The sequence below is a fragment of the Streptomyces sp. NBC_01707 genome (genome assembly GCF_041438805.1).
In the GTDB taxonomy this organism is placed as follows: domain Bacteria; phylum Actinomycetota; class Actinomycetes; order Streptomycetales; family Streptomycetaceae; genus Streptomyces.
Map to the genome: position 1 here is coordinate 2,198,864 of NZ_CP109190.1, position 23,768 is coordinate 2,222,631.

Consider the following 23,768-nt stretch of genomic DNA (forward strand, 5'->3'; position numbering starts at 1 on the left):
CGGCTCGTTCACTGCGTGACGTCAACGCACGGGGGCCGGGCCGCTGCTCGCCCGAACCGTCAACTCCGGCGCCAGCAAATCGACTTCGTCCGTGCCGCGACCACCGAGCTTCGCGACGACCTGCTCGACGGCGCGTCGCCCCATCTCCTGCGCCGGTATGGCGACCGAGGTCAGCCGCACGGATGCCTCGGAGGCGAGCTGCTGGGGACAGATGGCGACGACCGACACGTCCTCCGGCACCGCACGCCCCTGCTGACGCAGCAGATTGAGCAGCGGCTCGACCGCCGACTCGTTCTGCACGATGAACCCGGTGGTGCCCGGCCGCTCGTCGAAGATCCGGGCCAGCGTCCGCTCCATCGCCGCGTACCCGCCGTCGCAGGGCCGGTGCAGCACCCGCACCCCGGTCTGCTGCGCCTTCGTCCGCACGCCGTCCATCGTCCGCTCGGCGAAGCCGGTGTGCCGCTCGTACACCGCGGCCGCCTCGCCGATCACCGCGATCTCACGGTGGCCGAGCCCGGCGAGGTGCTCCACACAGAGCGCCCCGGTGGCCTCGAAGTCGAGGTCCACGCAGGTCAGTCCGTCGGTCTCGGCGGGCAGACCGATCAGCACGGCGGCCCGGTCGGTCTCCAGGAGCAGCGGCAGGCGTTCGTCGTGCAGCTCCACATCCATCAGGATCATGGCATCGGCGAGCGAACTGCCCGCGATCCGCCGAACGGCCGCCGGACCTTCCTCCCCGGTCAGGAGCAGGACGTCGTAGCCGTGCGCGCGTGCGGTGGTGGCGACGGCGATGGCGATCTCCATCATCACGGGCACATACATGTCGGTGCGCAGCGGCACCATGAGTGCGATGATGTTGGACCGGCTGCTGGCGAGTGCGCGGGCTCCGGCGTTGGGGTGGTATCCGAGTTGCTGAATACTTCGCTCCACCCGCTCGCGGGTGGACATGGAGATGGACCGCTTCCCACTGAGGACGTAGCTCACCGTGCTCGCGGAGACTCCGGCATGCTGGGCGACCTCGGCAAGGGTGACCATTCGGCTCTCCATCACAGGACGACGGCGGATTCCGGCACAGGCGCTGACACGTGCCGACAGGGTTGGCGAAGCGCTTCGATTCCGACTTACTCGCCTGCGACGTGTACGGACAGTGCGAGCCTAGACCGACTCACCCAGCGAGTCCAGAGCATGCGTCGAAGCGCTTCGACTGCCTGACGCGGAGCGACCAAGGAAGCCTACGACGTCCGGTCACGCAATCGCCGGACAGGCTCGGGTTCGAGCCTGTCCGGCGATTGCGGGCCGACGGCCGCCGGGCGCACCCGGCGCTGCGTCACTGCCCCGCGAGACCCGTGTGCGCGACCCCGCGGACGATCTGGCGCTGGAAGAGCACGAAGACGATCAGCAGGGGCAGCCCGGCGATGACGACGGACGCCATCATCTGCGCGTAGCGGAGTCCGTACGAGGTCTGGACGTTGACCAGCCCGACGGGAAGCGTCATACCGTTCGGGTCGGTGGTGACGAGGAACGGCCACAGGAAGTTGTTCCACGTCGAGATGAAGGTGAAGATCGCCACGGCCGCCAGCACCGGTCGTGACAGGGGCATCACGATGGTCCAGAAGACCCGCCACCGCCCGGCGCCGTCCACGAACGCCGCCTCCTCCAGCTCCCGCGGCACCCCTTCGAAGAACTTGACCAGGATGAACACCATGGCGGGGACGGCCACCTGGGGCAGGATCACACCCCAGTACGTGTCGACGAGACCGAGCTGCAGCATCTCCGCGAACAGCGGAGCGATGAGAACCTGCGGAGGCACCATGATCCCGGCCAGCACGATGCCGTAGAGAACCTTCCGCCCACGGAAGTCGGTGCGCGCGAATCCGTACGCCGCCATCGCGCACAGCGTGACGGTCAGCAGCGTCGTCATGACCGAGATGTACGCCGTGTTGAACAGCCAGCGCCCGAGGTCCCCGGCCGCCCACACCTGCCGGTAGGCGTCGAAGGTGATCTTCGATCCGATCCACTCGAGCGGGGTCCTCGTCGTCTCGCCCTCGGGTTTGAGCGACGTGGCGAACGCCCAGGCCAGGGGCAGCAGCCAGGCCACGGCCAGCACTGCGGCCGCGACCAGCATGGCGATGCGCCCCGGGGTCCAGCGGGCCTTGCGTCCTGCTTCGGCTGCGGCACTCACTTGGACTCCTCACCGTTGCGCCGGGACAGCCGTAGCTGCACCAGTGAAACGATCACGATCAGGGCGAAGAAGATGTACGAGACGGCGGACGCGTAGCCGATGCGGTAGCCGGTGAACCCCGCCTGGTAGACGTACTGGAGGATCGGCCGGGTGGATGCGTCGGGGCCGCCGCCGGTCATGATGTAGACCTGGTCGAAGATCTTCAGCGAGGCCAGGACCTGGAGCACGACCACGACACCCGTCGTCCGTCGCAGCATCGGCAGGGTGATGCGGAGCAGTCGCTGCCGGGCCCCCGCGCCGTCGAGCTCGGCCGCCTCGTAGAGGTGCTGCGGGATCGACTGGAGCGCGGCCAGGTAGAGCAGGAAGTTGAAGCCGACCGTCCACCACACGGTGGCAAGGACGATCGACAGCATCGCGTACCGCTCGTCGGTGAGCCACCCGATGCCGGGGTGCAGGCCGAAGGAGGCGAGCAGCTGGTCCGCGAAGCCGAAGTCGGACGGGAAGATCACCCAGAGGAAGAGCAGTCCGACCACGCCGGACGGGAGAAGGAACGGCGCGAACCACGACAGACGCCACAGCCACTGGACGACACGGAGGTGGTGGGCGAGCAGCGCGAGGACCATTCCGGTCAGGACGAGCGGGACCGTGGACAGGATCGTGAACCAGACGGTGTTCCACATCGAGGACCAGACGTTCGGGTCCCGCAGCGCCTCCGCGTAGTTGTCGAAGCCGATGAACTCGCCGCCGGCTCCGCTGATGTTGTCGCTGCTCAGGCTCATCCCGACACCCGAGGCCAGCGGCCAGATAAGGAAGAGCGCATAGACGAGGAGGAACGGTGCGATGAAGAGGAGTCCGTGCTCGGTCCAGCGGCGGCGCACACCCACGGCGCGGGGCGCGGCAGCCTCGTCCGGCGCGGCGGGAGCGGCGACGGTGGTGGTGGCGGTCATGTGGCGCCTCCGTTTCCGAGCGGGTTCCGGGTGTCCAGAAGCTTGCGCAGACGGTTCTTCGCCTCGCGCAGGGCGCCGCCGGGGGTACGGGATCCGGTGAGCACTCCGGAGAAGACGGCACCGAGCTCGATCCACATGGGCGAGGCCGAGCCGGCGAACCAGGCGGGCTGGTCGAGTGCGACGTCGTCGATGACGTCGCGGTACGCGGACTGCGGCTGGAGGGCCAGATAGTCCGGGTCGGACAGCGTGGGCAGATAGGCGGGCACGTGGCCGCCTCTGGCCCAGTCGACGGAGTGCTTGAGCATCCAGGCGACGAACGTGTGGGCGGCCTCGTCGGAGGCGGAGCCGGTACGGTCCTTGCGGTGGGGCAGGACGAAGGAGTGGCAGTCGGCCTGGGCGGTGGGCCGGCCGAAGAGGGCGGGCACCCGGGTCATGGAGAACGGCAGTTTGGAGTTGGTGAAGGTGGACACCTCCCACTCCCCGTTGAGATGGAAAGCCGTCTTGCCGCCGTTGAACACGCCGATCGCACCCGGGTAGTCGGTGCGGCGCACCATCAGTCCCTCGCTGGTGAGAGTCGCCATGTAGTCGAGGACCTTCAGCGCCTTGGCGTCGTCCAGGGCGAGGCCCTTGCCGTCCTCGGTGAGGACGGTGCCGCCGGTCTGCGAGTAGAAGGTGGCGAAGAGACGCCAGGGAGTGATGCAGTCGGGGCCCAGGGTCTCGGCGGTCAGAGCGGGCGCACCGGTGGCCTTCTTCGCAGCCCGCAGGGCGTCGGTGAACTCCGCGGCGCCGGTGATGGACCGCAGCTTCCCCGACCCGTCGAGCAGTCCTGCCTTCTTGCAGACCTCGGTGTTGTAGTAGAGAACCATCGGGTGGGTGTCGAGCGGGATGGCGTACTGCTTGCCGTCGACCGCGCCCCGCTGCCAGACGTCCGAGGGGAAGCGGTCCGGGGTGATCCCCGCATCGGCGAGCCGGTCCAGGTCGAAGGGGTCCAGCAGTCGGCCTGGGCCGAAGCCGGCGAGCCGGGCCAGGTGCAGCACCGCCACATCGGGCGCCCGTCCGCCGGCGCCGGCCATGGCGAGCTTGGTGTAGTAGGGCGTGCCCCACTGGAGTTGGGTCGCCTCGGTGTCGATGTCGGGGTGTTCCTTGCGGAAGGCATCCACGAGCGCGGCCATGTTGACACCGTCGCCACCTCCGAAGAGGTGCCAGTACCGCAGACCGGTCTTGCCTGCGGTGGCACTCGCGGGAGCCGCACAGCCCGCCGCCCCGAAGCCGACGGCTCCGGCAGCGGCCAGGCCGCCCAGACCCGCAAGTGCCTTCCTGCGGTCAAGAGAAGGTTGGTTCACACCCCACCTCAGCGTTCTTGATCGTTTCCGGATTGTTCGACATATCGGATGGCGCTCGTAACTTCGAACGGGACCGTAGAGTCGAACAGACCTTGCGTCAACGCATCGCGCACGCATATCTCGGAGACCTCTGTGCGGATACCCGCGGGCATCCGCCGCCTACAGGCCTCACGCGATGCCGCCTCGGGTACGCCGTGGGCGCACAGATCGTGCGCGTCGTGCCATCGACCCCGATCGTCAGCTCCGGACGGCCACGACGCCGTCGTCCAGCACCGCCATCACGTCCAGCCGGGTGGAATCGATCGACACGATCTCTCCGGGCCGGGGGCCATGGACGGAGTGAACGGGCCTGCAGGGCGAAGTGCCCACCGAGGGCGCACCGTTGCCGAGCCGAAGAGCTCGTCGTTCTTGGCGACGTCGTTCACGAGCCGGTAGAAGGTCGCCCTCTTCGGCAGTTCACTGTCCCTCGCCGTGGTTCTGGGCCAGGACCTGCTCGGTCTGCATCATCAGCCGCTTGGCAGTGTCGCATCGAAGCCCGCCTGGCATCCTGGCCGCATGGACGCTGAAGCCCTGACACCGGTCCACCTCGACAGGGTGATGGACGGGTTGGCGATGAACTCCGCCTTGCCGGCTCCCATGGTCCGGCGACTGTTCGCATGGCGGCGAGGTGGGGGAAAGGTGGCGAGCCGTCCGGACCTTACCGAGGACATGCTCGCCGAGATCATCGCGATCGACGACCACTGGCTCCTGCACAGCCTGGCTCTCAACGACCGACTGCCGGACCGGTTTCGCATCCGTCTGGCCACCCACCGGGACAAGGCGGTTCGGTCCGCGCTCGTTGTCCACGCCGCGACGGCACCGAGGGAGATGCTGGAACAGCTCATCGACGATCCCGATCCACAGGTCCGCCGATACCTGGCCCAGGGCCATCACACGCCGCCCGACCTCCGGGCCCGCCTCGCCACCGACTCCGACCCCGCGATCCGCGCCACGCTGGCCGAGCGCTGGACACAAGCGCCCGAAGCGGTCCGCCGGATCCTGCTGACCGATCCCGAGGCCAAGGTCCGCGCCGCAGCCTGTTCGACCTACTTCGCGCATCGGCCGCACCCGATACCGCCCGCGGACCTGCTGCCGGCACTGCTGGCGGACCCCGTGACCCGGGCGGGCGCGGTGATTCACGCCGTTCTCGACGCGAACACCGTCCAGCGGCTCGCCGAGGATCCGGACAGCGAGGTACGCGCTGAGCTCGCCCGGCATCCCGATCTGCCGCCATCGGTCCGCGAGGTCCTTGCCGTCGATCCGGCCTTGAGCGTGCGGGTGCAGGTCTTCGCCCGGCCTGACACGCCGGAACACGTGCGGGCCCAGATCCACGCCTCGGTCCATGAAATTGCTCGTTCGATGGCCGACCCGGGCCCCGACGCCGACGACGAAACAGTCCTGCAGTGGTATCAAGGCGTCGCCGCACCTATGGAGTTGCGGATCCTGCGCCTGGACTGGGTTACGGCCGATCCGCTGCCGCACATCGACTCGCCGTATGTCAGCTTCCGCGTCTCGGCGGCAGCCAGCAAGGCCGTTCCCGCCAACGCGGTGGCCCGGCTGCTCGACGACGAGGAGGAGATGGTTCGCCTCACCATGGCGCGCACCGCCCCGCACCTGGTTGATCCGGCGACCGCGGAGAGCATCGAGCGCCGCTACCGCCCGCGGGACAAGTTCACATTCTGGTGGGACGAAAGGGAGGTCTTGACATTCGCTTCAGACGTCCTGCGCCGCTTCGCCACGGACCGTGAGCCCCGGCTCCGCTCCTTCGCGCCCCGCGATCCGGATCTACCCTCGGAACTCGCCGAGAAGCTGGCCTCCGACCCCGATGACCGTGTCCGCCGCGCGGTCGCGCCCCACCGCAATCTCCCGCTCCCTTCCCTGTTCCGACTCCTCACCGACTCCTCGGAGCGCGTCGCGGAGTCCGCCGGGGCCTCGCCGTTCCTTCCCGTCGAGCGCATGGAGTGGCTGCTGACCCGGGCAGGCCTGTAGCCGTCAAATCCTTGGGTCAGGTCCCCCGACTGTCCGAATCTTTCGGATCACGGGCTGAGTCCCGGTGCAGGATGTGGCGCTGAGACAGCCGCAGCTCGACCATCGCGGAAACGATGAGACCGTGCGCCTGGCTGAACGATCCAGCTCAACCGGATTCTTCCGGCGCTCTTCCTGCCTGGGTGCGGTTCACCGGTCAGGGTCGTACGGCGGGATGGTCCAGCGCAGTACCGCTTCGCCGGCGCGGGCTTCAAGAGTGGCAGGGTAGACCTGACCGTATGCCCGCTCACCGTGGTGCCGTACGGAGTGGTCCCCGGGGTCCCAGACGAGACCGAGCACCGGGCAGCCGTCGAGGTCGATGGCACCGACCAGCAGTGGGTGGCTCCACCCGGCCCGGTTGAATCGGTGGAAGTCAGGATGCGGACCCGAAACCCCCGGCCAGCAGGCCGGACTCCCTCTAGCGCTCAGGGGAACTCACGGGATGTCTCACCGAAGCCCGTCCATCTACCCTCCACGACTGGGGAGTTGACGTCGCCCGGTTCGGATCCAAGCAGACCCGCGAGGCAGCGGCGCGACTCATTCGGTCTCCCTGAGCCGCGGCCACGGTCGCGAGCCGACCGGCCCGGTACGGGGGCCGCTCGACACCGCGGCCCCCGTCGTGACTCATCCGTTCAGCAGAACCGGGAAGGCCTCCATGTCGTTCTGCGTCATCACCGGCAGCTTGCGGATCTCCTCGTCCGGCACGGCAAGCCGCAGCCCGGGAAAGCGCCCGAACAGCGCAGGCAGAGCGACCCCGGCCTCCACCCGCGAGAGTGCCGCTCCCGGGCAGATGTGCGGGCCGTGACCGAAGGTCATGTGGCGGATCGGAGTCGGCCGGGTGATGTCGAAGGCATCGGCATCCGGTCCGTGCTGCTCGATGTCACGGCCGATGACCCGGTAGGAGATGACGACACCCTCCCCCTTGGCGATCACGTCGTCGCCGACCTGAATGTCCTCCGTGGCGAACCGCATCAGCAGATGCGTGGTGGGGGTGTCCCAGCGCAGCGTCTCCTCGATCACCGTCTCCCACGGGATCTCGCCGTCGAGAACCAGGCGCAGCTGGTCGGGATGGGCGAGCAGGGCCCGTACCGCATTGAGGATCAGCCCGATGGTGGTCTCGTGCCCCGCCGCCACCATGGCCTTGAGATTGCCGACCACCTCTTCCTCGGTGAGCGGGTCCCCACCCTCCTCGGCAAGGATGAGCGCACTGGTGAGATCGTCCGTCGGCCGAGCGGTCTTCTCGCGGACGAGTCCGGCGTAGAAGACGTCCAGCTCGGCGAGCAGGGCCATCCGTTCCTCGTGCGGGGTGAGCATGGAGAAGAAAGCCTTGTACTTCTTCGTCAGCATGGCGTGCTCGGACTCTTCGACGCCCATGAGCATGCCGACCACCCGCATCGGCAGCGGCTGCGCGAACACGGACTTGAGGTCGACCACGCCGTCCTTGCCCTGTTCGGCCAGAGCGTCCAGCAGCTCCTCGGTGAACTTCTCGATGTTCGGCCGTATCGCTTCGAGCCGGCGCGGTGTGATCGCCTGGGAGGTCTTGGTGCGCAGCCGCCGGTGCTCCTCGCCGTCCACGGTGAACATGGAGCGCCCGGCATCGATCATGCCGATCAGCGGCCAGGCGTGCGTCACCGCTCCGCTCTGCCAGAGCCCCCACGCCTCGATGTCCTTCACCAGGCGCGGGTCGACCAGCAGTTGACGGGCCTCGGCATGCCGGGTGACGGTCCAGGCCGGCACACCGAGCAGCTCGATCCTGGCGAGCGGTCCGACATCGCGCAGCCGCGCCGTCTCACCGTCCAGGTCCTGGACCATGGGGTCGATGACCACGGTCGCGCCGGCCGAGGCTGCCTCGTGGGCAGCGGCGTGAGGGCAGTTCAAGAGAAGTCTCCTGTCGTACGTACGGGGCTGAACCGGACGGGCAGCGATTCCATCCCGCGCAGAAAGGCGGACCGCCGCCGGACGAGTGTCTGCGCGGCAACCGCCAGGGCGAGATCGGGCAGCCGGTCGAGGAGCACCTCGATTCCGGTACGGGCGATGGTCTCGGCGATCTCCTGGGCGGGGAACGGGCAGCGGTACTCGCCGTAACTGAACGCCAGATGTGAACTGTTGCCGCCCTGGCCGGACGGGTGGCCGGTGGAGAGATGCTGCCGCACATGCGGATCGGAGTTGGCCGCGCCCAGGCCGAGCAGCAGCATGTCCCCGGCCCGGATCGACCGGCCGGCGAGCCGGGTGTCCCGGGCCGCCCAGCGACCGGCCAGGATCTGGGTCGGGCTCTCCTCCCAGAGAACCTCGTTCATCGCTTCGGCGACACTGTGCCGGCCGCCGGAGAGGGAGTCGGCGAACTGCTCGTCGGTGAGCATCAGCCGCAGGGAGTTGCTGATCCAGTCGGCGGTGGTCAGGTGCCCGGCGGCCGTGATGGCCATCAGGTCGAGGGCGAACTCCTCCTCGGTGAACGGCTCGTGGTACGTAAGCATCCGAGAGGTCACGTCGTCCCCGGGCGCCGCCCGCTTGGCCGCGACCAGCCGCTGCATGTGTTCGCCGAACCTCGCATACGCGCTCTGCGCGTCGGGCCCGCCGTCGGCCAGGTCCTTCAGCACCCGGGCGATGTCCGCCCCTTCCGCGTCGGGGAAGCCGACGAGTCGGGCGAGGACCAGCACGGGCAGCGGCTCGGCGAAGTCCGCGACCAGATCGGCGGTGCCGCGTGTGCAGATGCCGTCGATGAGCCGGTCCGCCAACTCCTCGCAGTGGCGCCGGATTTCGAACGGGTCCGCGCCCTCCAGGGCGGCGCCCACCATTTCGGCGTGGCGGCGGTGCTCGGCGCCCGCGGTGAAGTAGATCGAGGGCATCGGGCGCCCGACCATCGGGAGCAGTGGCCAGTCGTCGGGAATGTGCGGCCACTGGTTCCAGAGGCCGACGTCCCGGGGGAACAACTCGCCGTCGCTGGTGACCTGGTGGAGTTCCCGGTAGCCGATCACCAGCCAGGCGGGGAACCCGCCGGGCAGCTCGACGGGCACGACGGGACCGTGTTCGCGCCGCACGGTGCGGTAGAGGGTCTGGGGCTCGGTATGGAACTCGGGGCCGCTGAGGGGCACTGCGCCCGCGCCGTGCCGAACGGGGCAGCCGGCGCCCCGTGGTTCCGCGGGCGTGGGTTCGGTGGTTGAGGGGCGCGTCATCGAGCTGACTCCTTCGGTGGCGGCGACTCGCGTTGCGTACCCACGATCAACGCGGCACCACTATAGGGATGCGGAGTGAAACTTCGATGCCAATCGCGATCACTCTCTCCACAACTCTGATCACAACACCCTCCGAGTTGCTCCGGACCCTGCAACCACCCGTTGACATGCACCTGCGTAATGGTGAATCCTCGCGCGAGAAGTTGCGCGATCTGACGCATGTTCGAGCATTTGCAAACATCCAGTGCTTGTTTCGAAGGGATGTATCCCGTGCGAAGACTTCACCAACGAGCCCGCCGCCCGGCCTTGGCCGCGGCAGGACTCGCCGCCGCTCTGGCCGCCGCTCTGCTCGGCGCCCCCGCCGAACCCGCCCACGCGGCGACCCCCGCGAGTGCCGTGCTCGATGACGCCCACGGAAGCGTGACGTGGCAGAGCCCCGTCTATCCCAAGGGAACGGTCGGCGGCCCCGACGACTGTCCGCCGGCCGCCGAGGACCCGGACAACAAGGTCTGCGACCGCTTCGACCTCACCGTGTCGACCCCCGACGGCTACTGGGACGACAACCCGGAGGGTGGTGTGCCGATCTCCATCGAGTGGCAGAAGCCCGCCGAGGACTTCGACATGTACATCTACGACTCCGCCGGCAAGCAGGTCGCCTCCAGCGCGGGCACGGCCGACCCCGAGGCCACGGTGATCCCCCGGGCCGACGGTACGTACCACGTGATCGTCGTGCCGTACGACGTCACCGACAACTCGTTCACGGGTAAGGCCTATCTGCCGGAGACCACCGACTCGGGAAACCTGACCTCCTTCAGCGGGGGGCACGGCAGCTACTCCATCGAAGCCGGAGAGCTCAAGGCAAAGGCAGACTTCCTCACGGATGGCCAACTCCGCCTCCAGGCATCCCCCTCGGGTGAGTTCACCGACCCGGCCGGCTCGGCGATCATCCGCAAGCAGCCCACGGTGCAGAAACACACCAGCACCTTCGACAAGGGCGACTACTACGGCATCCGCTCCCCCGACGCCGTCCTGCGTGTCTACAAGAAGCCACTGCGCTTCGGCCTCTACAAGGCCGACAACCGCACCCGTATCTGGCAGGAGGACAAGCCCCTGCGCTGGTCCACCGGCGGTATGCGGCAGAGCCTGGAGCGCGGCGCGGACGAGCAGTTCTTCGGCGGTGGCGAACAGAACGGCAGCTTCTCGCACCGCGACAAGACGGTCTACGTGGCCAACAACACCAACTGGAACGAAGGGGGCTACAACAACTCCCAGCCCTTCTACCTCTCCAGTGCGGGCTACGGCGTCTACCGCAACACCTTCGCGCCCGGCGTCTACCACTTCGGCTCCCCGGTCCAGACCGGCCAGCAGGAACGGCGCCTCGACGCGTACTACTTCATCGGTGACGCGAAGAAGGTGATCGGCAAGTACACCTCCCTGGTCGGCAAGCCGTTCATGCCGCCGGTGTACGGCCTCGAACCGGGTGACGCCGACTGCTACCTGCACAACGCCAACCAGGGCGAGCGCCACACCCTGGACGCCCTGAAGGTCGCCGACGGCTATACGCAGAACCAGATTCCGCTGGGCTGGATGCTCGTCAACGACGGCTACGGCTGCGGCTACGAGAACCTGCCGGAGACCGCCAAGGGCCTCCAGGACCACAACGCCCAGCTGGGACTCTGGACCCAGAACGGCCTCGACCAGCTCGCCGACCAGGTGAAGGCGGGGCAGCGGGTCGCCAAGCTCGACGTCGCCTGGGTCGGTCAGGGGTACGGCATGGCGCTGGACGCCTGCGACGACGCCAAGGCCGGCATCGAGGACAACAGCGACGCCCGCGGCTTCGTCTGGCTGCCCGTCTCCTGGGCAGGCGCGCAGCGCTGCGGCGTCCTGTGGAGCGGCGACCAGTCGCTGTCCTGGGACTTCGTGCGCTGGCAGATTCCCACCTACGCCGGCGCCACCATGTCCGGCATCGCGTACAACACCGGTGACGTCGGCAGCATCTACCGCCACGACGCCAAGATGTACGCCCGCGATCTGCAGGCCAAGTCGTTCCTCCCGGCCCTGATGACGATGGACGGCTGGGCGACGGACCTGACGACCAAGCAGAAGATCAACCAGCAGCCCTGGGTGGACGGCGAGCCGTACACCTCCATCAACCGCAAGTACCTCCAGCTGCGGGAGCGGCTGCTGCCGTACCTCTACACCCTGTCCGCCGAGGCCACGAAGACCGGCGTGGGCTCGGTGCGCCCGCTGTGGCTGGAGTACCCGGACGACCCCGAGACCCTGGGCGCGAACGCCAAGTACGAGTACCTGGCGGGCTCCGACTTCCTGGTGGCCCCGGTCTACGAGGACTCCGACACCCGCAACGGCATCTACCTGCCCAAGGGCACCTGGACCGACTACTGGACGGGGAAGACATACCAGGGCCCGACCACGGTCAACGGCTACCACGCGCCCATCGACACCCTGCCCCTGTTCGTCAAGGGCGGCTCCATCGTGCCGATGTGGCCGAAGGGCACGACGTCCTGGCAGACCCGGGACCGGCACGAGCTGGACTACGACCTGTACCCCCAGGGCACGAGCACGTACACCCTGTACGAGGACGACGGCGTGACCCGGAAGTTCACCGAGGGCGCCTCGGCGACGCAACAGGTACGCGTGCAGGCACCCACCCACGGAAAGGCGAGCACCACCATCGAGGTCGGTGCGAGTGTGGGGAGTTACGAGGGCAAGCCTGCCACCCGGGCGTACCGATTCACCGTGCACGGCAAGGACGCACCGTCGCAGGTGGTCCTGAACGGCAGCCGCCTCCAGCGGCTGACCTCCGCAACGGCCCTCGCCTCGGCCGCGTCGGGCTGGTACACGGACCCCGCGACCGGGATCACGGAGATCAAGACGCCGTCGGTCTCCACGGGGCGCGGCTTCACGGTCGAACTGCGCAAGTAGCGAGCACGAGGTCAGGGGTTGTCTTCGGACAGCCCCTGACGCGTGTCAACGACGCGCAGCGTGAATCGGCCCGACAAGGGCCTCCAGTCCGCCCTGAACCGCGGCGCCTTCCGCACCGCGTGGCGGATACTCGGCCGTCATCCGTAATGAGGAAGGGGACGACCCAGCCTGATGGCTCGGGCCAGACATACGCGTGGGACCCGACGCGGCGGTGCGCGGCAGGTCCCACGAGGTTGCGCCCTGCTCAGACCGACCGGTCGGCGGCCAATCCGACGAACCCGGCCCACGCGTGAGGAGAGACGGTCAGGACCGGTCCGGCGGCGACCTTCGAGTCCCGGATGTGTACGGCTCCGGGGGCGTTGGCGACCTCCACGCACTGACCGCCCTCGGCACCGCTGTAACTGCTCCTGAACCAGGTGAGTTCCTGAACGGCACCCGGGGTCTCTGCGGTGTTCATAGCTCTCCCAGCAACTTCTCGATGTATCCCAGGGTCTCTCGCGGAGTGAGAGCCTGGGACCGGATGATCCCATAGCGCGCAGCGGCGAGACGGACCTCTTCGCGATCCGTCAACAGACTGCTTCGGCCTTGGACCTCCATGTACGTGAGCTGCTCGCCACCCTTGCGCGTGATGACGGTGAATGGGCCGTCCACTCCCGCGTTGTCCTCACGGTCGAGCGGCATGACCTGAATCTCCACATTGCGCTTCCTGCCGATGAGAAGCAGCTGTTCGAGCTGACCTCGCAGCACCGCCTTCCCACCAAGGCACCTACGCACAACTGACTCTTCGAGAACGAAGCTCAGCAGTGGCGCGGGCCAGCGGTTGAAGATCTCTTGTCGGGCGAGGCGTGCCGCCACTCGCAGCTCGATCGTCTCCTCATCCAGCAGAGGGCGACGCATCGCGAGCAACGCACGCGTGTACTCCTCGGTCTGCAACAACCCGTTGACAACGTGGGTGTCGTACACACACAGCTCGACCGCCTCCGCCTCCAAGCGCGCCATATCCCGGAAGAAGGCGGGGTACTGCGCCCGCCCGATCTCCTCCTTCAACGCCTTGAGGACGCCCCCGGCATCCAGCACCTCGTCCGCCCGGTCGATGAACCTCGGCGGCGGGATACGCCGCCCCTGCTCGAAGGACGCGACCGACTGTCCGGCGTACCCCACGCGCTCCCCGAACTCGGGCCGCTCCAGCCCCGCTCGAATCCGCAGCAGCTTCAGCTGTCTGCCGAACGCGGTCACCACGCCCGATCCCGGTTCGTCCTCCGGCCGGGTCCCGGCACCATCCCGTACACCCTGCTCGCCCTTGTCCATCGGCTCCGAAGAGTCCATCGGCCCCACCACCTCACCGGCCCAACGCCGCGCCCCGAACTTCGTCACGCGGCGCGCCTCGTACACACCGCACGCCGTCGCGTACAACCGACACCCGACGGCGCGTCACCGCTGGTCACGCTACGCCACCGAGCGTCACCATGAAGGCATGACGAGCAAGCAGCCACTCCCCGCACGTCTCACCCGCACCAGCCAACCCCTCTTCCCCTGGCGTCACTTCACGATGTGCTTCAGTTCCACCCCACGCGGCGCCCGTCTCGCCCGACGCCTGGCCGGGGAACGCCTCGAAGCCTGGGGAATCCCTTACGGAAGCGACGCCCACGACGTGCTGACTCTGATCGTGGCGGAGCTCAGCGCGAACGCCGTACGCCACGGGCGCGTACCCGGCCGCGACTTCCGCCTCCGCCTGTCGGCCGAGGGTGCGAGCCTGCGCGTGGAGGTCACCGACTCACGCGGCGAGAGCGTCCCGGCCCTGGCCGACCCGTCCAGAGACCTGGACGGACGTCGCGGCCTCCTCCTGGTGGCCGCACTCACCGACCGCTGGGGTTGGTATCCGAGCATCGACGGGCCCGGCAAGACGGTGTGGGCCGTTCTGGACCCCGACCTGGGCCTGTCGTAGTCGCTCATCCCGACCCCTGCCCCCGCTGCCCTCTCACCGTCAGGTGATCGACACGATCCGGCCGGGCGATTCGCACCGGATCCCCGGGAGCACCCATGTGCGGAGCTCCACAAACGGAGGCCCCCATGATTCTTGACCTTGCCCGAAGGGGAAGGCCGACAGTGTCTGGGGGTGACCAAGCCGACGAGCTGAGCGCTTACCTCTGGCCGAACCGGGATGCGAGGAACCTGCATTGGATGACGACGCTCTCCTGACGGAACAGATGGCCTACTACAGGGCCGGTGCTGCCGAATACGACCAGCCCTATGCGGAGTACGAAGACCTGCAGAGGTTACTGGCTGTCGTCGATGAGCTCCCGATTGCCGGGGATGTGCTGGAGCTGGCCTGTGGAACGGGCCAGTGGACCAGTCTGCTCGCCGCGCGGGCACGTTCGGTGACGGCTGTCGACGCGGCAGCCGAAGTATTGGCCCTCGCTCGTGCACGTACCGCCTCCCCGACCGTCCAGTTCCTCCAGGCCGACCTGTTCGAGTGGCAGCCATCGCGACGCTACGACACCGTGTTCTTCGCCTTCTGGCTCTCCCATGTCCCGCCGACGCGGCTGCCCGACTTCTGGAAAACCGTCGCTGCCGCGCTCGCGCCCGGCGGCAAAGCAATCTTCATCGACGACGGCCCCGCCGCAGCCGCATACGAGGAGGTCCTCACGAACCAGCCGACCCCCACGGCGCTGCGCCGGCTCGATGACGGCAGCCGGTACCGCATCGTGAAGGTGTTCCACGATGCCCGGACCCTCACGGACCACCTCACAGCACTGGGCTGGTCGGTCCGTATCCGATCCATGGCCGGGAACTTCATCGGCACTGCGGAACCACCGACCGACGCCGGTCGCTGATCGGCCGACTGTCCGCACCCACCGACCCACTGGATCGAATCCGACCAGAAGGTCACTTCCCGACCGACCTCTGTGCATCGGGGCGTAGTGACCTGAATGCGGACCTCAGTTCGCTGGTGAAGATGTCCGGCACTTCCCACGCCGCGAAGTGACCGCCGTTGTGGACCTTGTTGAAGTAGATGAGGTTGTGGTAGCTACGCTTCGTCCAGCTCAGCGGTGCCTGGTAGATCTCGCCGGGGAATACCGTGACGGCGGCCGGGATGGAAACCGAAACGGCGTTGAAATTGTTGGCGTTGTTCTCCCAGTAGAGACGGGCGGAAGAAACGGCGGTGTTCGTGACCCAGTAGAGCGTGATGTCGTCGAGCATCTCGTCCTTGCTGAGCACACGCTCGGGATGACCGTTGCTGTACGTCCAGGCGGCGAATTTGTCGTACATCCAGGCGGCCAGTCCGACCGGCGAGTCCGACAACCCGTATCCCACGGTCTGGGGACGGGTGACCATCATGGCGGAGTAGCCCGATCCCGTCTTGTAAAAAGCAGCAAGCTTGTTGTAGGCCCGCTTCTCATCGGCGGACAGGCCGGCCGGGGCCGGGTCTCCGCAAGTGAGTTTCTTCGCGATGTCCGCGGGCACCGTGGCCGGAAAATTGACGTGGATGCCGAGCAGGCCCGCGGGTCGCTGTATCGCCATCTTGTCCGAGATCACCGCCCCCCAGTCGCCGCCCTGGGAAACATAGTGCGTGTATCCCAGACGCTCCATCAGCACGGCCCAGGCGCGCGCGATACGGTCGGGACCCCACCCGACGCTCGTCGGCCTTTGGGAGAATCCGTAGCCCGGCATCGACGGTATGACGAGATGGAAGGCATCCTCCGCACGCCCGCCATGCGCGGTGGGATTCGTGAGCGGGTCGATCACCTTGAGGAATTCCAGAATGGATCCCGGCCAGCCGTGAGTCAAGATCAACGGCAGCGCGTTCGCATGACGGGAGCGAACGTGAATGAAATGAATGTCGAGTCCGTCGATCTTGGTCAGGAACTGCGGCAAGGAATTCAACCTTGCCTCGATCCTCCGCCAACTGTAGTCCGCACCCCAATAGCGAGCCAGTTCTTTGATGGTCGCCAACTGGACGCCCTGCGACTGATCCCGGACGGTCTCCCGGTCTGGCCATCGCGTCGCAATGATCCGCCGACGGAGATCAGCGAGATCCGACTCCGGAACATCGACGCGGAATGGCCGGATGCTCTCGACGCTCTCGCTCCCGTTCACACCGACCGGCTTCTCGGGCAGCCGGCTGAAGGCTCCCGCGGTTGCCGCCGTCGTCGCAGCGGCCGAAGCGAATAGAAGCTTTCGTCGCGAGAGCCATCGGGACGTCTCGGGCATGAATGTCTCCTCAGGCCATTTCCGCATTTTCGGGCGACCGGTTTCCTCGTCGTCGGCAGTCGAAATCCGGCACGCAACCCCGGCGGCCCGGGGAAATATTCAACCCGGGTTCGAGTCGGAAACAGGGGGCATCGAGATGCCGGTGTTCACATTCTGGGCATTGCGACCGAATGTCACGTTATTCACCCTCATGTGACCTCGCAACTCGGAGCGGGACAGCGCGTCCTGGCAGTCGCGGGCGAACTGTGGACCGACTCGCCGTGCGTCTCCATCACCCGCCACGGCACGCCGATCGCATCGACCGGCACCCACGCGTTCGGCGCAGCAACTGCGCCGAACGCCGCATCACCCGTGGCCGATTCGCCCGCAGTGTGCCAGGTCCTCGGGCCGCCAGGGCATCACTCCGGGCGTCCACGTGCGCGCTCGGGGCTCGGGCCGAGTGTCGATGGCAGGTATGAACTCCTACACGCCGGGTGAGCGGTCCCGTCCGAATCTGCGCGATCTTCCAGGTTCTCCGGGCGCGTGTGCCACCACGGTTCGTGGCAGGGCCGTCGGTCAACCCGCGGCCGGCCTTCGGCAGCTTCGGGGGCCGTCACCGACCGCTGAGATACCTGCCGTACGCGAGCGCGCTCGACGGGGAGGGCAGGCCCAGCTTGGCAGGTGTGAAGGCGAAGGAGCCGTTGACGCTCGCCCGGGGCAGCAGCCACACACCACCCGAACCGACGTTCTCACCCGGGGAGCCGACCGCCACGTCCGCCCTGCCGTCGTGGTCGTAGTCGCCGGTCGCGACGGCGGTACCGAAGGCGTCGGCGGCTTCCGCGGCACCCGGCACGCGCGGGGTGTCCTGCTGGAACCCGACGGAGTGGCCCTCGCCCCACGCGTCGACGAGGCCGGTCGGGCCGCCGAACAGGAGGGTCGCGGCGCCCGCACCCGCGCGGGTACCGATCGCCTCGCCGGGGGCACCGGCAATCAGGTCGTCGCGGCCGTCGTTGTCGATGTCGGCGACGGCGAGAGCGGCGCCGAAACGGTCACCGGCCTCCGCGACGCCCGCAACGCCGACCGTGTCCTGGTCGAGGGTCTGCTCGCGGGACCCGAAGCTGCCGGGTGTGGTGTTGCCGTAGTGGACGTGGATGGCACCGCCCTTTGCCATCTCCTCGGGGCCGCACGGGTCGTCCACGTTCTCGTCGGCGATCTCCCGGCACTCGCCGAGCGCCAGATCGTCGTGGCCGTCACCGTCGAAGTCGCCCGCGGCGAGGGCGGAGACCCCGGCGTTGTCGGTGTTCCAGGTGTTGGCCATGGCTTGCTCGGTCGCGTCCCAGGCCCACAGACGTACGTGCGACTGGGTGAACGGGGTGTTCGTCCAGTACCCGACGGCCAGGTCCGCCGTGCCGTCCCCGGTGAAGTCACCACTGGTGAGGACGGGGGAGCGGCCGCCCATCGGGGCGGTGAGGACGGTGGTGTAGATGCCGTCGGCGGTGCGCAGGACGACCTTGTCCTTGCCACCGACCACGATGTCCCTGCTGCCGTCGCCGGTCAGGTCGGCCGAGGCGACCGCGAGGCCGAAGGCCGCCGACGCCGACGGGCCGTTGAGGACCACGGAGCCCGGGCCCGGACCGCCCTTGGCGCCGCCCACCGCGGTGACCGAGCCCGCGTCCGTGCCGCGACCGGTGACGTCTTCGCCGGGGGCGCCGACGAGGAGTTCCGCGACGCCGTCCCCGCTGGTGTCCACCAGTGCCACGGAGGCACCGAAGCGGTCACCCGGCTCGGGGGTGCCGGGGACCTCGGCGGTGGCCTGGCTGATGCGGATGCTTCCGTAGGCTCCGATTCCCTTCGGGCCGCCCCAGACGATGTTGACGTAACCGGCCCTCGCCTTGCCGCTGACGGCGCCGTCCGGTACTCCGACGGCGAGGTCCGCGTACCCGTCGGCGTTGAAGTCGCCGACGGTCCGCGAGGGAGCGGCAGCCGAGGCCGGGAGGTTCAGCCCGGCGGTGGCCGCAGCAACGACGGTGGCTGCTGCGGCGTACGTCCGTATCCGTGTGCGCACGGGGGGGCTCCAAGGGTGTCCGAGGTCCGTAGTTCACCTGTGGGACATCCGGAGGGCGCCGAGGGTTGTGCCGGCGCGGGACAGTACGCGCCCGGCGCAGGTCGTGTCCGGGCGGTCGGCCGCTGTCCAGGCCCTTGCCTCTGCGCTCGGCCCGCCAAGGAGTGAGCTCGTGCGACGACCTCGCGTACGAGCGGCAAGGGCGGGCTCATACCCTTTTCCTACCGTTCGCGAGACAACTCCGGGCGGGCAAGGACACGCCTCATACAAATAGGGAGCACCGGTGGGCAAGGAACTCGGCTCGCTCGCACTCGACCCCAGGACGGGAAACCTCGTGATCCCGGCGGGGGAATCGAAGTTCGCGCTCGGTGTCGGGCTCTGGGACGACACGGTCGACACTTATCAGCGCTTCGTCCAGCGCGAACTGTCCGCCGCCGAGAAGCGCGGAACGGTGAGCACCAGGGGTTCACGACCGGGGGATGAAACAGTCCTGCCGGTAAAGGTGCAGATCGTCCTGCGCCCCGACAACACCTACAACCCGAACGCCATCAGCGTGGCCGCACCCCCGGAGCACGCAGGGACGGACATCGAACGGCACCTCGGCTACATGTACGACCGGAACCTGGTGTCACTGGGAGGTCCGCTTCGCGGCCTGGTGTCCGTTTCCGATCACCCCGTGTGCTGCCACGCCTTCATCGAGCTCACCGCCCCCTTCGAGGAGCAGCTCGAGGACGAGGCGGACGAGTTGGGCTCCGACTCCCTTCGTGTGCAGGACACGAACGGCACGGTGTACTGGGCCGCCCCGCCCCGGTTGATGCTGCCGTGGTGGGAGGACCTCCAGGCGGTCGTCGTCGCCTACTCACGGCAGCGCCGGCCAGACAGGATCCTGCCGTTCGTCGGCCACTGGGCCCCGTGGAATCCGGGCGCCCGTGAAGAACTTGTCCGTCGTACCGAGGAGAAGTCGTTCGCCATCACTCTCCGCGCCGACGGGAACAGCCTCGCCGCCTGCTACGAGGACATCCGACTGGCCGAACTGATGCCGTCCTCGCGTGACTTCTTCGACCACACGATGCAGCGGGTGCGGGAGCTGGGCGGCACGGCCACGGCGCACGCCGAGGAGCACCAGGGCGCATTGAAGGTTTTCGTGGAGAGCCACGCTCCCCTGATCAGCCCGGACAACTCGACTATGCGGTAGGGACTTCGGCGCTGCGCGCCTTCCCGGAAGGCACGGGAGCGGTGTGCCGCCGACAGCCGCGTTCCGGCGCTTCCGGTCGACGCGGCCGCTCACCTCCCGCAGGGCGTCGGAGCTTCTGTCCGACGAGGTCTGAGGGCGGGCCGGGAACGACCGGACCGGCTCCGAAAGCCCGGCAAGCGGAGACCGTCACCCTCACGTGGCGTTGCGCTCACTCGCCTCGCGCCGGTCGCGCTCCACGGCCCGGTGGTACGGGGCGTCCAACTCCCCCGCCCCGCTGCTGGGCCGTCCCACCCGCAGCAGCTCACGCCATCGTTCCTGGCTCCAGTCGGCCGGGGCCGTGGTGCGGATGAAGTCCTCGACCAGCGCTCGGAAGCGCGCGGGGTCGCTGTGGAAGGGGAAGTGGCCGGCGCCCTGGAAGATCTCCAGGCGGCTGCCGGGCATCGCCGCGTGCGCGCCGTAGGCATGCCGGACCGGCACCACGCTGTCCCGCGATCCCCACAGCAGCAGCGTGGGCATGCCCTCCGCGAGATAGCAGCGGTCGAGCATCGTCACGACCTGGCCCCGCCAGTCGACCACGGACCGCAGGGTGCTGATGAACGCGCTGCGCGACGTGGCGTCGGGGAGGGCGTCCACCACGTTGAGCAACTCTGCGGCATCCTGGCCCAGGTCGGTGTCGAGAAGCTTGATCAGTCGGGTGAAGAGGTCGACCTGGCTGCGCATGCCGGGCAGTCTCAGCGAGGACAGCATGAGGTCTGCGCCCGGCAGCGACACCGCCCGCAGGACGGGGTTGACCTCGCGCCCCACACCGCCTGTGCTCACCAGGATCAGCCGGTCGGTCCGCTCGGGGAACTGGTACGCGAACTGCATGGCCACGCCACCGCCAAGCGAGTGACCGACCAGGGTGGCACGCTCGATGTCCAGCACCCCGAGCAGGTCGCGGATGCCGTTCGCGTATGCCGCCACCGAGTAGTCGGCCCGCGGTTTGTCGGAGGCCCCGTGGCCCAGGAGGTCGGGGGCGATGACGGTGTAGCTGCGCGCCAGGTCGGGGATCAGATCCGCCCATGTCGCGGAGGAGTCGCCGATGCCGTGGATGAGCAGGATCACGGGACCGTCCCCGGCGATCCGGTACGCACGACGGTAGCCGTGCACCACGTGGTGGCGCAGCGGTACGTCCTGCCCGGACACCGAGCGCAGGCGGCCCGCTCCGGGCGGGCTCGGTTCAGGTTCTGGGGCGCCGACCACAGGCTCGTCTCCCGTCTGCTTCTCCCCGCTTCTTCCTCGAGCGTAGAGGTTTTGGCGCACAGGGGATTTCCGGGACGTTTCAGGCGGCGCGTGTCTGCTCGGCGAATTCGACCGGGTGGAAGGCCGCGGGACTCCCGTCGAATCGGCATGAGACCACGTGCCCGCGAATTCCGTGACACGGACGTAGCAGTCGAGTGGTTCTGCGCACCCTGTGCACGTTGAGCCCCGACCTTTCGTGACGGTGCGGGAGCGGGCCGACGGTCTCGGCCCGCTCCCGCGTGGTCAGTCGTCGGCCCGAGTGCCCGTCACCTTCAGGTGGCGGACGCGGCCCGCGTTGTCGAAGGATCCGAAGCCCACCCGGCCCGAAGCGAAGACCGGGTCGGTCGCCGTGATCAGCGGGTTGCGGCTGCCGTCCAGGTAGACGGCGGTCTCACCGGTGTCGGCGCAGTGGGTGAGCCGCACCTTGTGCCATCCGTCGTCCTTGATCGCCGGAGGTGCGCCGTAGGTTCCGTTCCACTGGTCGTCGATGCGCAGCCGGTCGGCGTCGTCGACGGTGAACAGACCGTTGTGCGGGTAGATGGTGTTGTCGCTCGACAGGTGTGCGTACTGGAACCGGGTGTCCGACCGGTAGTCCCAGATGAGGATGACGTCACGGTTGGTGATCTCGACGGGGGTGTCGATCCGTACCTCCGCCTCGATGGTGACGGACGAGTAGCGCGGGCCCGCGGTCAGGACGGCGTACTCGAAGGGGCGGCGCGGTCCCGGGCGGGCGACGCCCGGCTCGGTCATGATCGTCTCCCTTGGTGTGTATGCCCACTTGGCCGGGGTGACCGGCGCCCAGTTGCCGGGACCGGTGGTGTGGGTGGTGGGGGTGTTGCCGATCTCGCAGTCGGCGAAGGTGCGGGTCCCGGTCACCTTCCAGACCTTGCCGTTGGCCTTCGAGACGATGTACAGGCCGCCGCTGCGGTCGGTGCCGAAGCGCAGGTCGACACGCTGGTCACCGGCGAGGTCGCGCATGGTGACCGTCTTTCCGGTGGACTTGTCGAAGAGCATCAGCTGTTCGAGCGGCGCGAGTTCGCCGCCGCGGTGCATGTCGCGGGTGTCCGCGGCCAGGATCCGGCCGTCCACGAGGTCGCCGAAGATGTACTTTCCGCGCAGCGCCGGCGCGTCCTTGCCGCGGTAGACGGAGCCTCCGGCGATGGCGCGGCCCACATCGGACCGGCAGTTCCAGTCGGGTCCGGGGTCATGGTCGTAGGCGGCGACCGGATAGGTGTAGCCGTACTGGGCGTCGTCGGCGGGGAGGGGAAGGATGCGGGCGCACGGGTCGGTGGCCTGCTTGTCGAACACGAAGGGGCCCTCGCGTTCGCTCCAGCCGAAGTTGTCACCGGCCTTGACCTCGTACACCGACTCGATGGCGTGCTCGCCTATGTGACCGAGATACATACGGTGGCTGCCGCCCGCGTCCCAGCTGAAGCGGTGCGGGTCCCGCATGCCTATGGCGTAGATCTCCCCGAGTACACCGGGCTCACCGACGAACGGGTTGGACCTGGGGATGCCGTACCGGCCGTTGGCGCTGTCACGGCCCGCGGGGTCGATCCGCAGAAGTTTGCCGTGCGGGAGCGCGAGGTTCTGCGGCTCGCTGTTGCCGACGCCCTGCCCTCCGTCGCCGACCGCGAGGTAGAGGAGGCCGTAGTCCTCGTCGTGAGGCTTTGCGGTCGGGTTGAAGTCGATCTGCTGGATGCCGTGGACCTGGCCGGTGAAGCCGATACGCAGCACCTCGCGACGGGTGCCGTGGAAGACGGCCGCGGAGGGGTCGTCGGCAGTCCACTCGGTGATGATGCCGTGGTAGGTGAGCGTGCCGGCCTGCCGGTAGTCGGGAGTCTCGGTGGCCTGCGAGGCGAGTTCGGTGTGGATGGTGTAGAAGCGCCCGTTCGTGCCGAACTGCGGGTGGAATGCGGCGTACCCGAGGCCCTGACCGAGGCCGCGGCCCGAGAAGAAGTGCGGGAATGCCGCCTTGACGTCCAGATAGGGGTGCGGGGTGCCCCCTGAGGTGCGCGTCGCAGTGCCGGGGTCGGTGAGGTACAGGGTTCCGTTGAGGTCGGGGGTCGCCATCCGGCCGGAGCCGTCGGGGAGTTCGTTGATGGTGTTGATCCGGGCGTGGCGCATCAGGCGGGGATCCGTCGGCGCCGGCACGGGTTCCGACTTGGGGAACTGTGCGAACTCCTGCAGGACGAGGCCCGTCCTGGACTGGACGGGCCTCTGCGGAATGGGGTCGGTCAGGGCGGCTGTCGCCGCGGCGGGCTCGTCGGCGTGGGAAGGCGCGGCGAGACCGCCCAGTGCGAGGGCTGCGCTGACGGCCACGGCCGCCCAGTGCCTTCGGTATGTACGTCGTGACGCCATGCGGGTCCCTTCGGGCTGGCGTGACAAGT

Annotated in this window: 18 protein-coding genes; 5 read left to right on the forward strand and 13 right to left on the reverse strand. The window is 68.4% G+C overall.

Going from position 1 to position 23,768, the window contains the following annotated elements:
- Window positions 1–21: 21 nt before the first annotated feature.
- The 4 genes from OG963_RS09965 to OG963_RS09980 all read right to left on the reverse strand — a co-directional run bounded on the left by OG963_RS09965 (window position 22) and on the right by OG963_RS09980 (window position 4,469).
- Entirely contained in the window at window positions 22–1,032 is a 1,011-nt protein-coding gene (locus OG963_RS09965) for a LacI family DNA-binding transcriptional regulator (RefSeq protein ID WP_030933363.1), read from the reverse strand.
- Between the two features lie 292 nt (window positions 1,033–1,324).
- The gene (locus OG963_RS09970) at window positions 1,325–2,122 is read right to left on the reverse strand and encodes a carbohydrate ABC transporter permease (protein ID WP_093779391.1); all 798 of its coding nucleotides are present in this window, start codon (window positions 2,120–2,122) and stop codon (window positions 1,325–1,327) included.
- Between the two features lie 53 nt (window positions 2,123–2,175).
- Window positions 2,176–3,126, reverse strand: a complete 951-nt coding sequence (locus OG963_RS09975) for a sugar ABC transporter permease (protein WP_319330394.1) — start codon at window positions 3,124–3,126, stop codon at window positions 2,176–2,178.
- Window positions 3,123–4,469 (reverse strand): extracellular solute-binding protein, encoded by a 1,347-nt coding sequence (locus OG963_RS09980; protein WP_371798775.1) that lies wholly within the window; start codon window positions 4,467–4,469, stop codon window positions 3,123–3,125. Before OG963_RS09980 ends, OG963_RS09975 begins: the two co-directional genes overlap by 4 nt.
- A gap of 555 nt (window positions 4,470–5,024) precedes the next feature.
- Here OG963_RS09980 and OG963_RS09985 point away from each other — a divergent pair.
- Window positions 5,025–6,497 (forward strand): hypothetical protein, encoded by a 1,473-nt coding sequence (locus tag OG963_RS09985; RefSeq protein ID WP_371798776.1) that lies wholly within the window; start codon window positions 5,025–5,027, stop codon window positions 6,495–6,497.
- Window positions 6,498–6,683: 186 nt separating this feature from the next.
- Here the strand turns inward: OG963_RS09985 and OG963_RS09990 are convergent, their stop codons facing one another.
- The 3 genes from OG963_RS09990 to OG963_RS10000 form a co-directional block, all read right to left on the reverse strand.
- Entirely contained in the window at window positions 6,684–6,833 is a 150-nt protein-coding gene (locus OG963_RS09990; RefSeq protein ID WP_319740886.1) for a hypothetical protein, read from the reverse strand.
- A gap of 324 nt (window positions 6,834–7,157) precedes the next feature.
- Window positions 7,158–8,411, reverse strand: coding sequence for a cytochrome P450 (locus OG963_RS09995; protein WP_371126485.1), 1,254 nt, complete (start codon window positions 8,409–8,411; stop codon window positions 7,158–7,160).
- Complete coding sequence (locus OG963_RS10000; RefSeq protein ID WP_371798777.1) at window positions 8,408–9,706, reverse strand: cytochrome P450; 1,299 nt, start codon at window positions 9,704–9,706, stop codon at window positions 8,408–8,410. Before OG963_RS10000 ends, OG963_RS09995 begins: the two co-directional genes overlap by 4 nt.
- A 270-nt stretch (window positions 9,707–9,976) precedes the next feature.
- Between OG963_RS10000 and OG963_RS10005 the strand changes: the two genes are divergently transcribed.
- Entirely contained in the window at window positions 9,977–12,649 is a 2,673-nt protein-coding gene (locus tag OG963_RS10005) for a TIM-barrel domain-containing protein (RefSeq protein ID WP_371798778.1), read from the forward strand.
- A gap of 244 nt (window positions 12,650–12,893) precedes the next feature.
- On the opposite strand, the gene OG963_RS10010 is transcribed toward OG963_RS10005, so the two are convergent.
- Window positions 12,894–13,106: a DUF397 domain-containing protein gene (locus OG963_RS10010; RefSeq protein ID WP_362273649.1), complete on the reverse strand. Its 213-nt coding sequence runs from the start codon at window positions 13,104–13,106 to the stop codon at window positions 12,894–12,896.
- Window positions 13,103–13,957: a helix-turn-helix transcriptional regulator gene (locus OG963_RS10015; protein WP_362273647.1), complete on the reverse strand. Its 855-nt coding sequence runs from the start codon at window positions 13,955–13,957 to the stop codon at window positions 13,103–13,105. The genes OG963_RS10010 and OG963_RS10015 overlap by 4 nt, the downstream gene beginning before the upstream one ends.
- Window positions 13,958–14,123: 166 nt before the next feature.
- Between OG963_RS10015 and OG963_RS10020 the strand changes: the two genes are divergently transcribed.
- Together OG963_RS10020 and OG963_RS10025 are read left to right on the forward strand one after the other, a co-directional pair.
- Window positions 14,124–14,594 carry an ATP-binding protein gene (locus OG963_RS10020; RefSeq protein ID WP_371800279.1) on the forward strand — a complete coding sequence of 157 codons (471 nt, stop codon included), beginning with the start codon at window positions 14,124–14,126 and terminating at the stop codon, window positions 14,592–14,594.
- 232 nt (window positions 14,595–14,826) lie between these two features.
- Window positions 14,827–15,483 (forward strand): trans-aconitate 2-methyltransferase, encoded by a 657-nt coding sequence (locus OG963_RS10025; RefSeq protein ID WP_256223967.1) that lies wholly within the window; start codon window positions 14,827–14,829, stop codon window positions 15,481–15,483.
- A gap of 52 nt (window positions 15,484–15,535) precedes the next feature.
- Here the strand turns inward: OG963_RS10025 and OG963_RS10030 are convergent, their stop codons facing one another.
- Window positions 15,536–16,861: an epoxide hydrolase family protein gene (locus tag OG963_RS10030; RefSeq protein ID WP_371798779.1), complete on the reverse strand. Its 1,326-nt coding sequence runs from the start codon at window positions 16,859–16,861 to the stop codon at window positions 15,536–15,538.
- 592 nt (window positions 16,862–17,453) lie between these two features.
- Window positions 17,454–18,905, reverse strand: coding sequence for an FG-GAP-like repeat-containing protein (locus OG963_RS10035; RefSeq protein WP_093931037.1), 1,452 nt, complete (start codon window positions 18,903–18,905; stop codon window positions 17,454–17,456).
- Between the two features lie 280 nt (window positions 18,906–19,185).
- Here OG963_RS10035 and OG963_RS10040 point away from each other — a divergent pair, with 280 nt between their 5' ends.
- Window positions 19,186–20,097, forward strand: a complete 912-nt coding sequence (locus OG963_RS10040) for a hypothetical protein (protein ID WP_093931038.1) — start codon at window positions 19,186–19,188, stop codon at window positions 20,095–20,097.
- A gap of 192 nt (window positions 20,098–20,289) precedes the next feature.
- On the opposite strand, the gene OG963_RS10045 is transcribed toward OG963_RS10040, so the two are convergent.
- The gene (locus tag OG963_RS10045) at window positions 20,290–21,291 is read right to left on the reverse strand and encodes an alpha/beta fold hydrolase (RefSeq protein WP_093931088.1); all 1,002 of its coding nucleotides are present in this window, start codon (window positions 21,289–21,291) and stop codon (window positions 20,290–20,292) included.
- A 330-nt stretch (window positions 21,292–21,621) separates the two neighbouring features.
- Window positions 21,622–23,739, reverse strand: coding sequence for a sorbosone dehydrogenase family protein (locus tag OG963_RS10050; protein ID WP_371798780.1), 2,118 nt, complete (start codon window positions 23,737–23,739; stop codon window positions 21,622–21,624).
- Between the last annotated feature and the right edge of the window lie 29 nt (window positions 23,740–23,768).

What these genes read in the sequence shown, in the direction of transcription:
- OG963_RS09965 (WP_030933363.1), bottom strand. Translation starts at nt 1,032, where the DNA reads ATGGTCACCCTTGCCGAGGTCGCCCAGCATGCCGGAGTCTCCGCGAGC.
- OG963_RS10000 (WP_371798777.1), bottom strand. Translation starts at nt 9,706, where the DNA reads ATGACGCGCCCCTCAACCACCGAACCCACGCCCGCGGAACCACGGGGC.
- OG963_RS10010 (WP_362273649.1), bottom strand. Translation starts at nt 13,106, where the DNA reads ATGAACACCGCAGAGACCCCGGGTGCCGTTCAGGAACTCACCTGGTTC.
- OG963_RS10050 (WP_371798780.1), bottom strand. Translation starts at nt 23,739, where the DNA reads ATGGCGTCACGACGTACATACCGAAGGCACTGGGCGGCCGTGGCCGTC.
- OG963_RS10015 (WP_362273647.1), bottom strand. Translation starts at nt 13,957, where the DNA reads ATGGACAAGGGCGAGCAGGGTGTACGGGATGGTGCCGGGACCCGGCCG.
- OG963_RS09970 (WP_093779391.1), bottom strand. Translation starts at nt 2,122, where the DNA reads ATGCTGGTCGCGGCCGCAGTGCTGGCCGTGGCCTGGCTGCTGCCCCTG.
- OG963_RS10020 (WP_371800279.1), top strand. Translation starts at nt 14,124, where the DNA reads ATGACGAGCAAGCAGCCACTCCCCGCACGTCTCACCCGCACCAGCCAA.
- OG963_RS09985 (WP_371798776.1), top strand. Translation starts at nt 5,025, where the DNA reads ATGGACGCTGAAGCCCTGACACCGGTCCACCTCGACAGGGTGATGGAC.
- OG963_RS09975 (WP_319330394.1), bottom strand. Translation starts at nt 3,126, where the DNA reads ATGACCGCCACCACCACCGTCGCCGCTCCCGCCGCGCCGGACGAGGCT.
- OG963_RS10030 (WP_371798779.1), bottom strand. Translation starts at nt 16,861, where the DNA reads ATGCCCGAGACGTCCCGATGGCTCTCGCGACGAAAGCTTCTATTCGCT.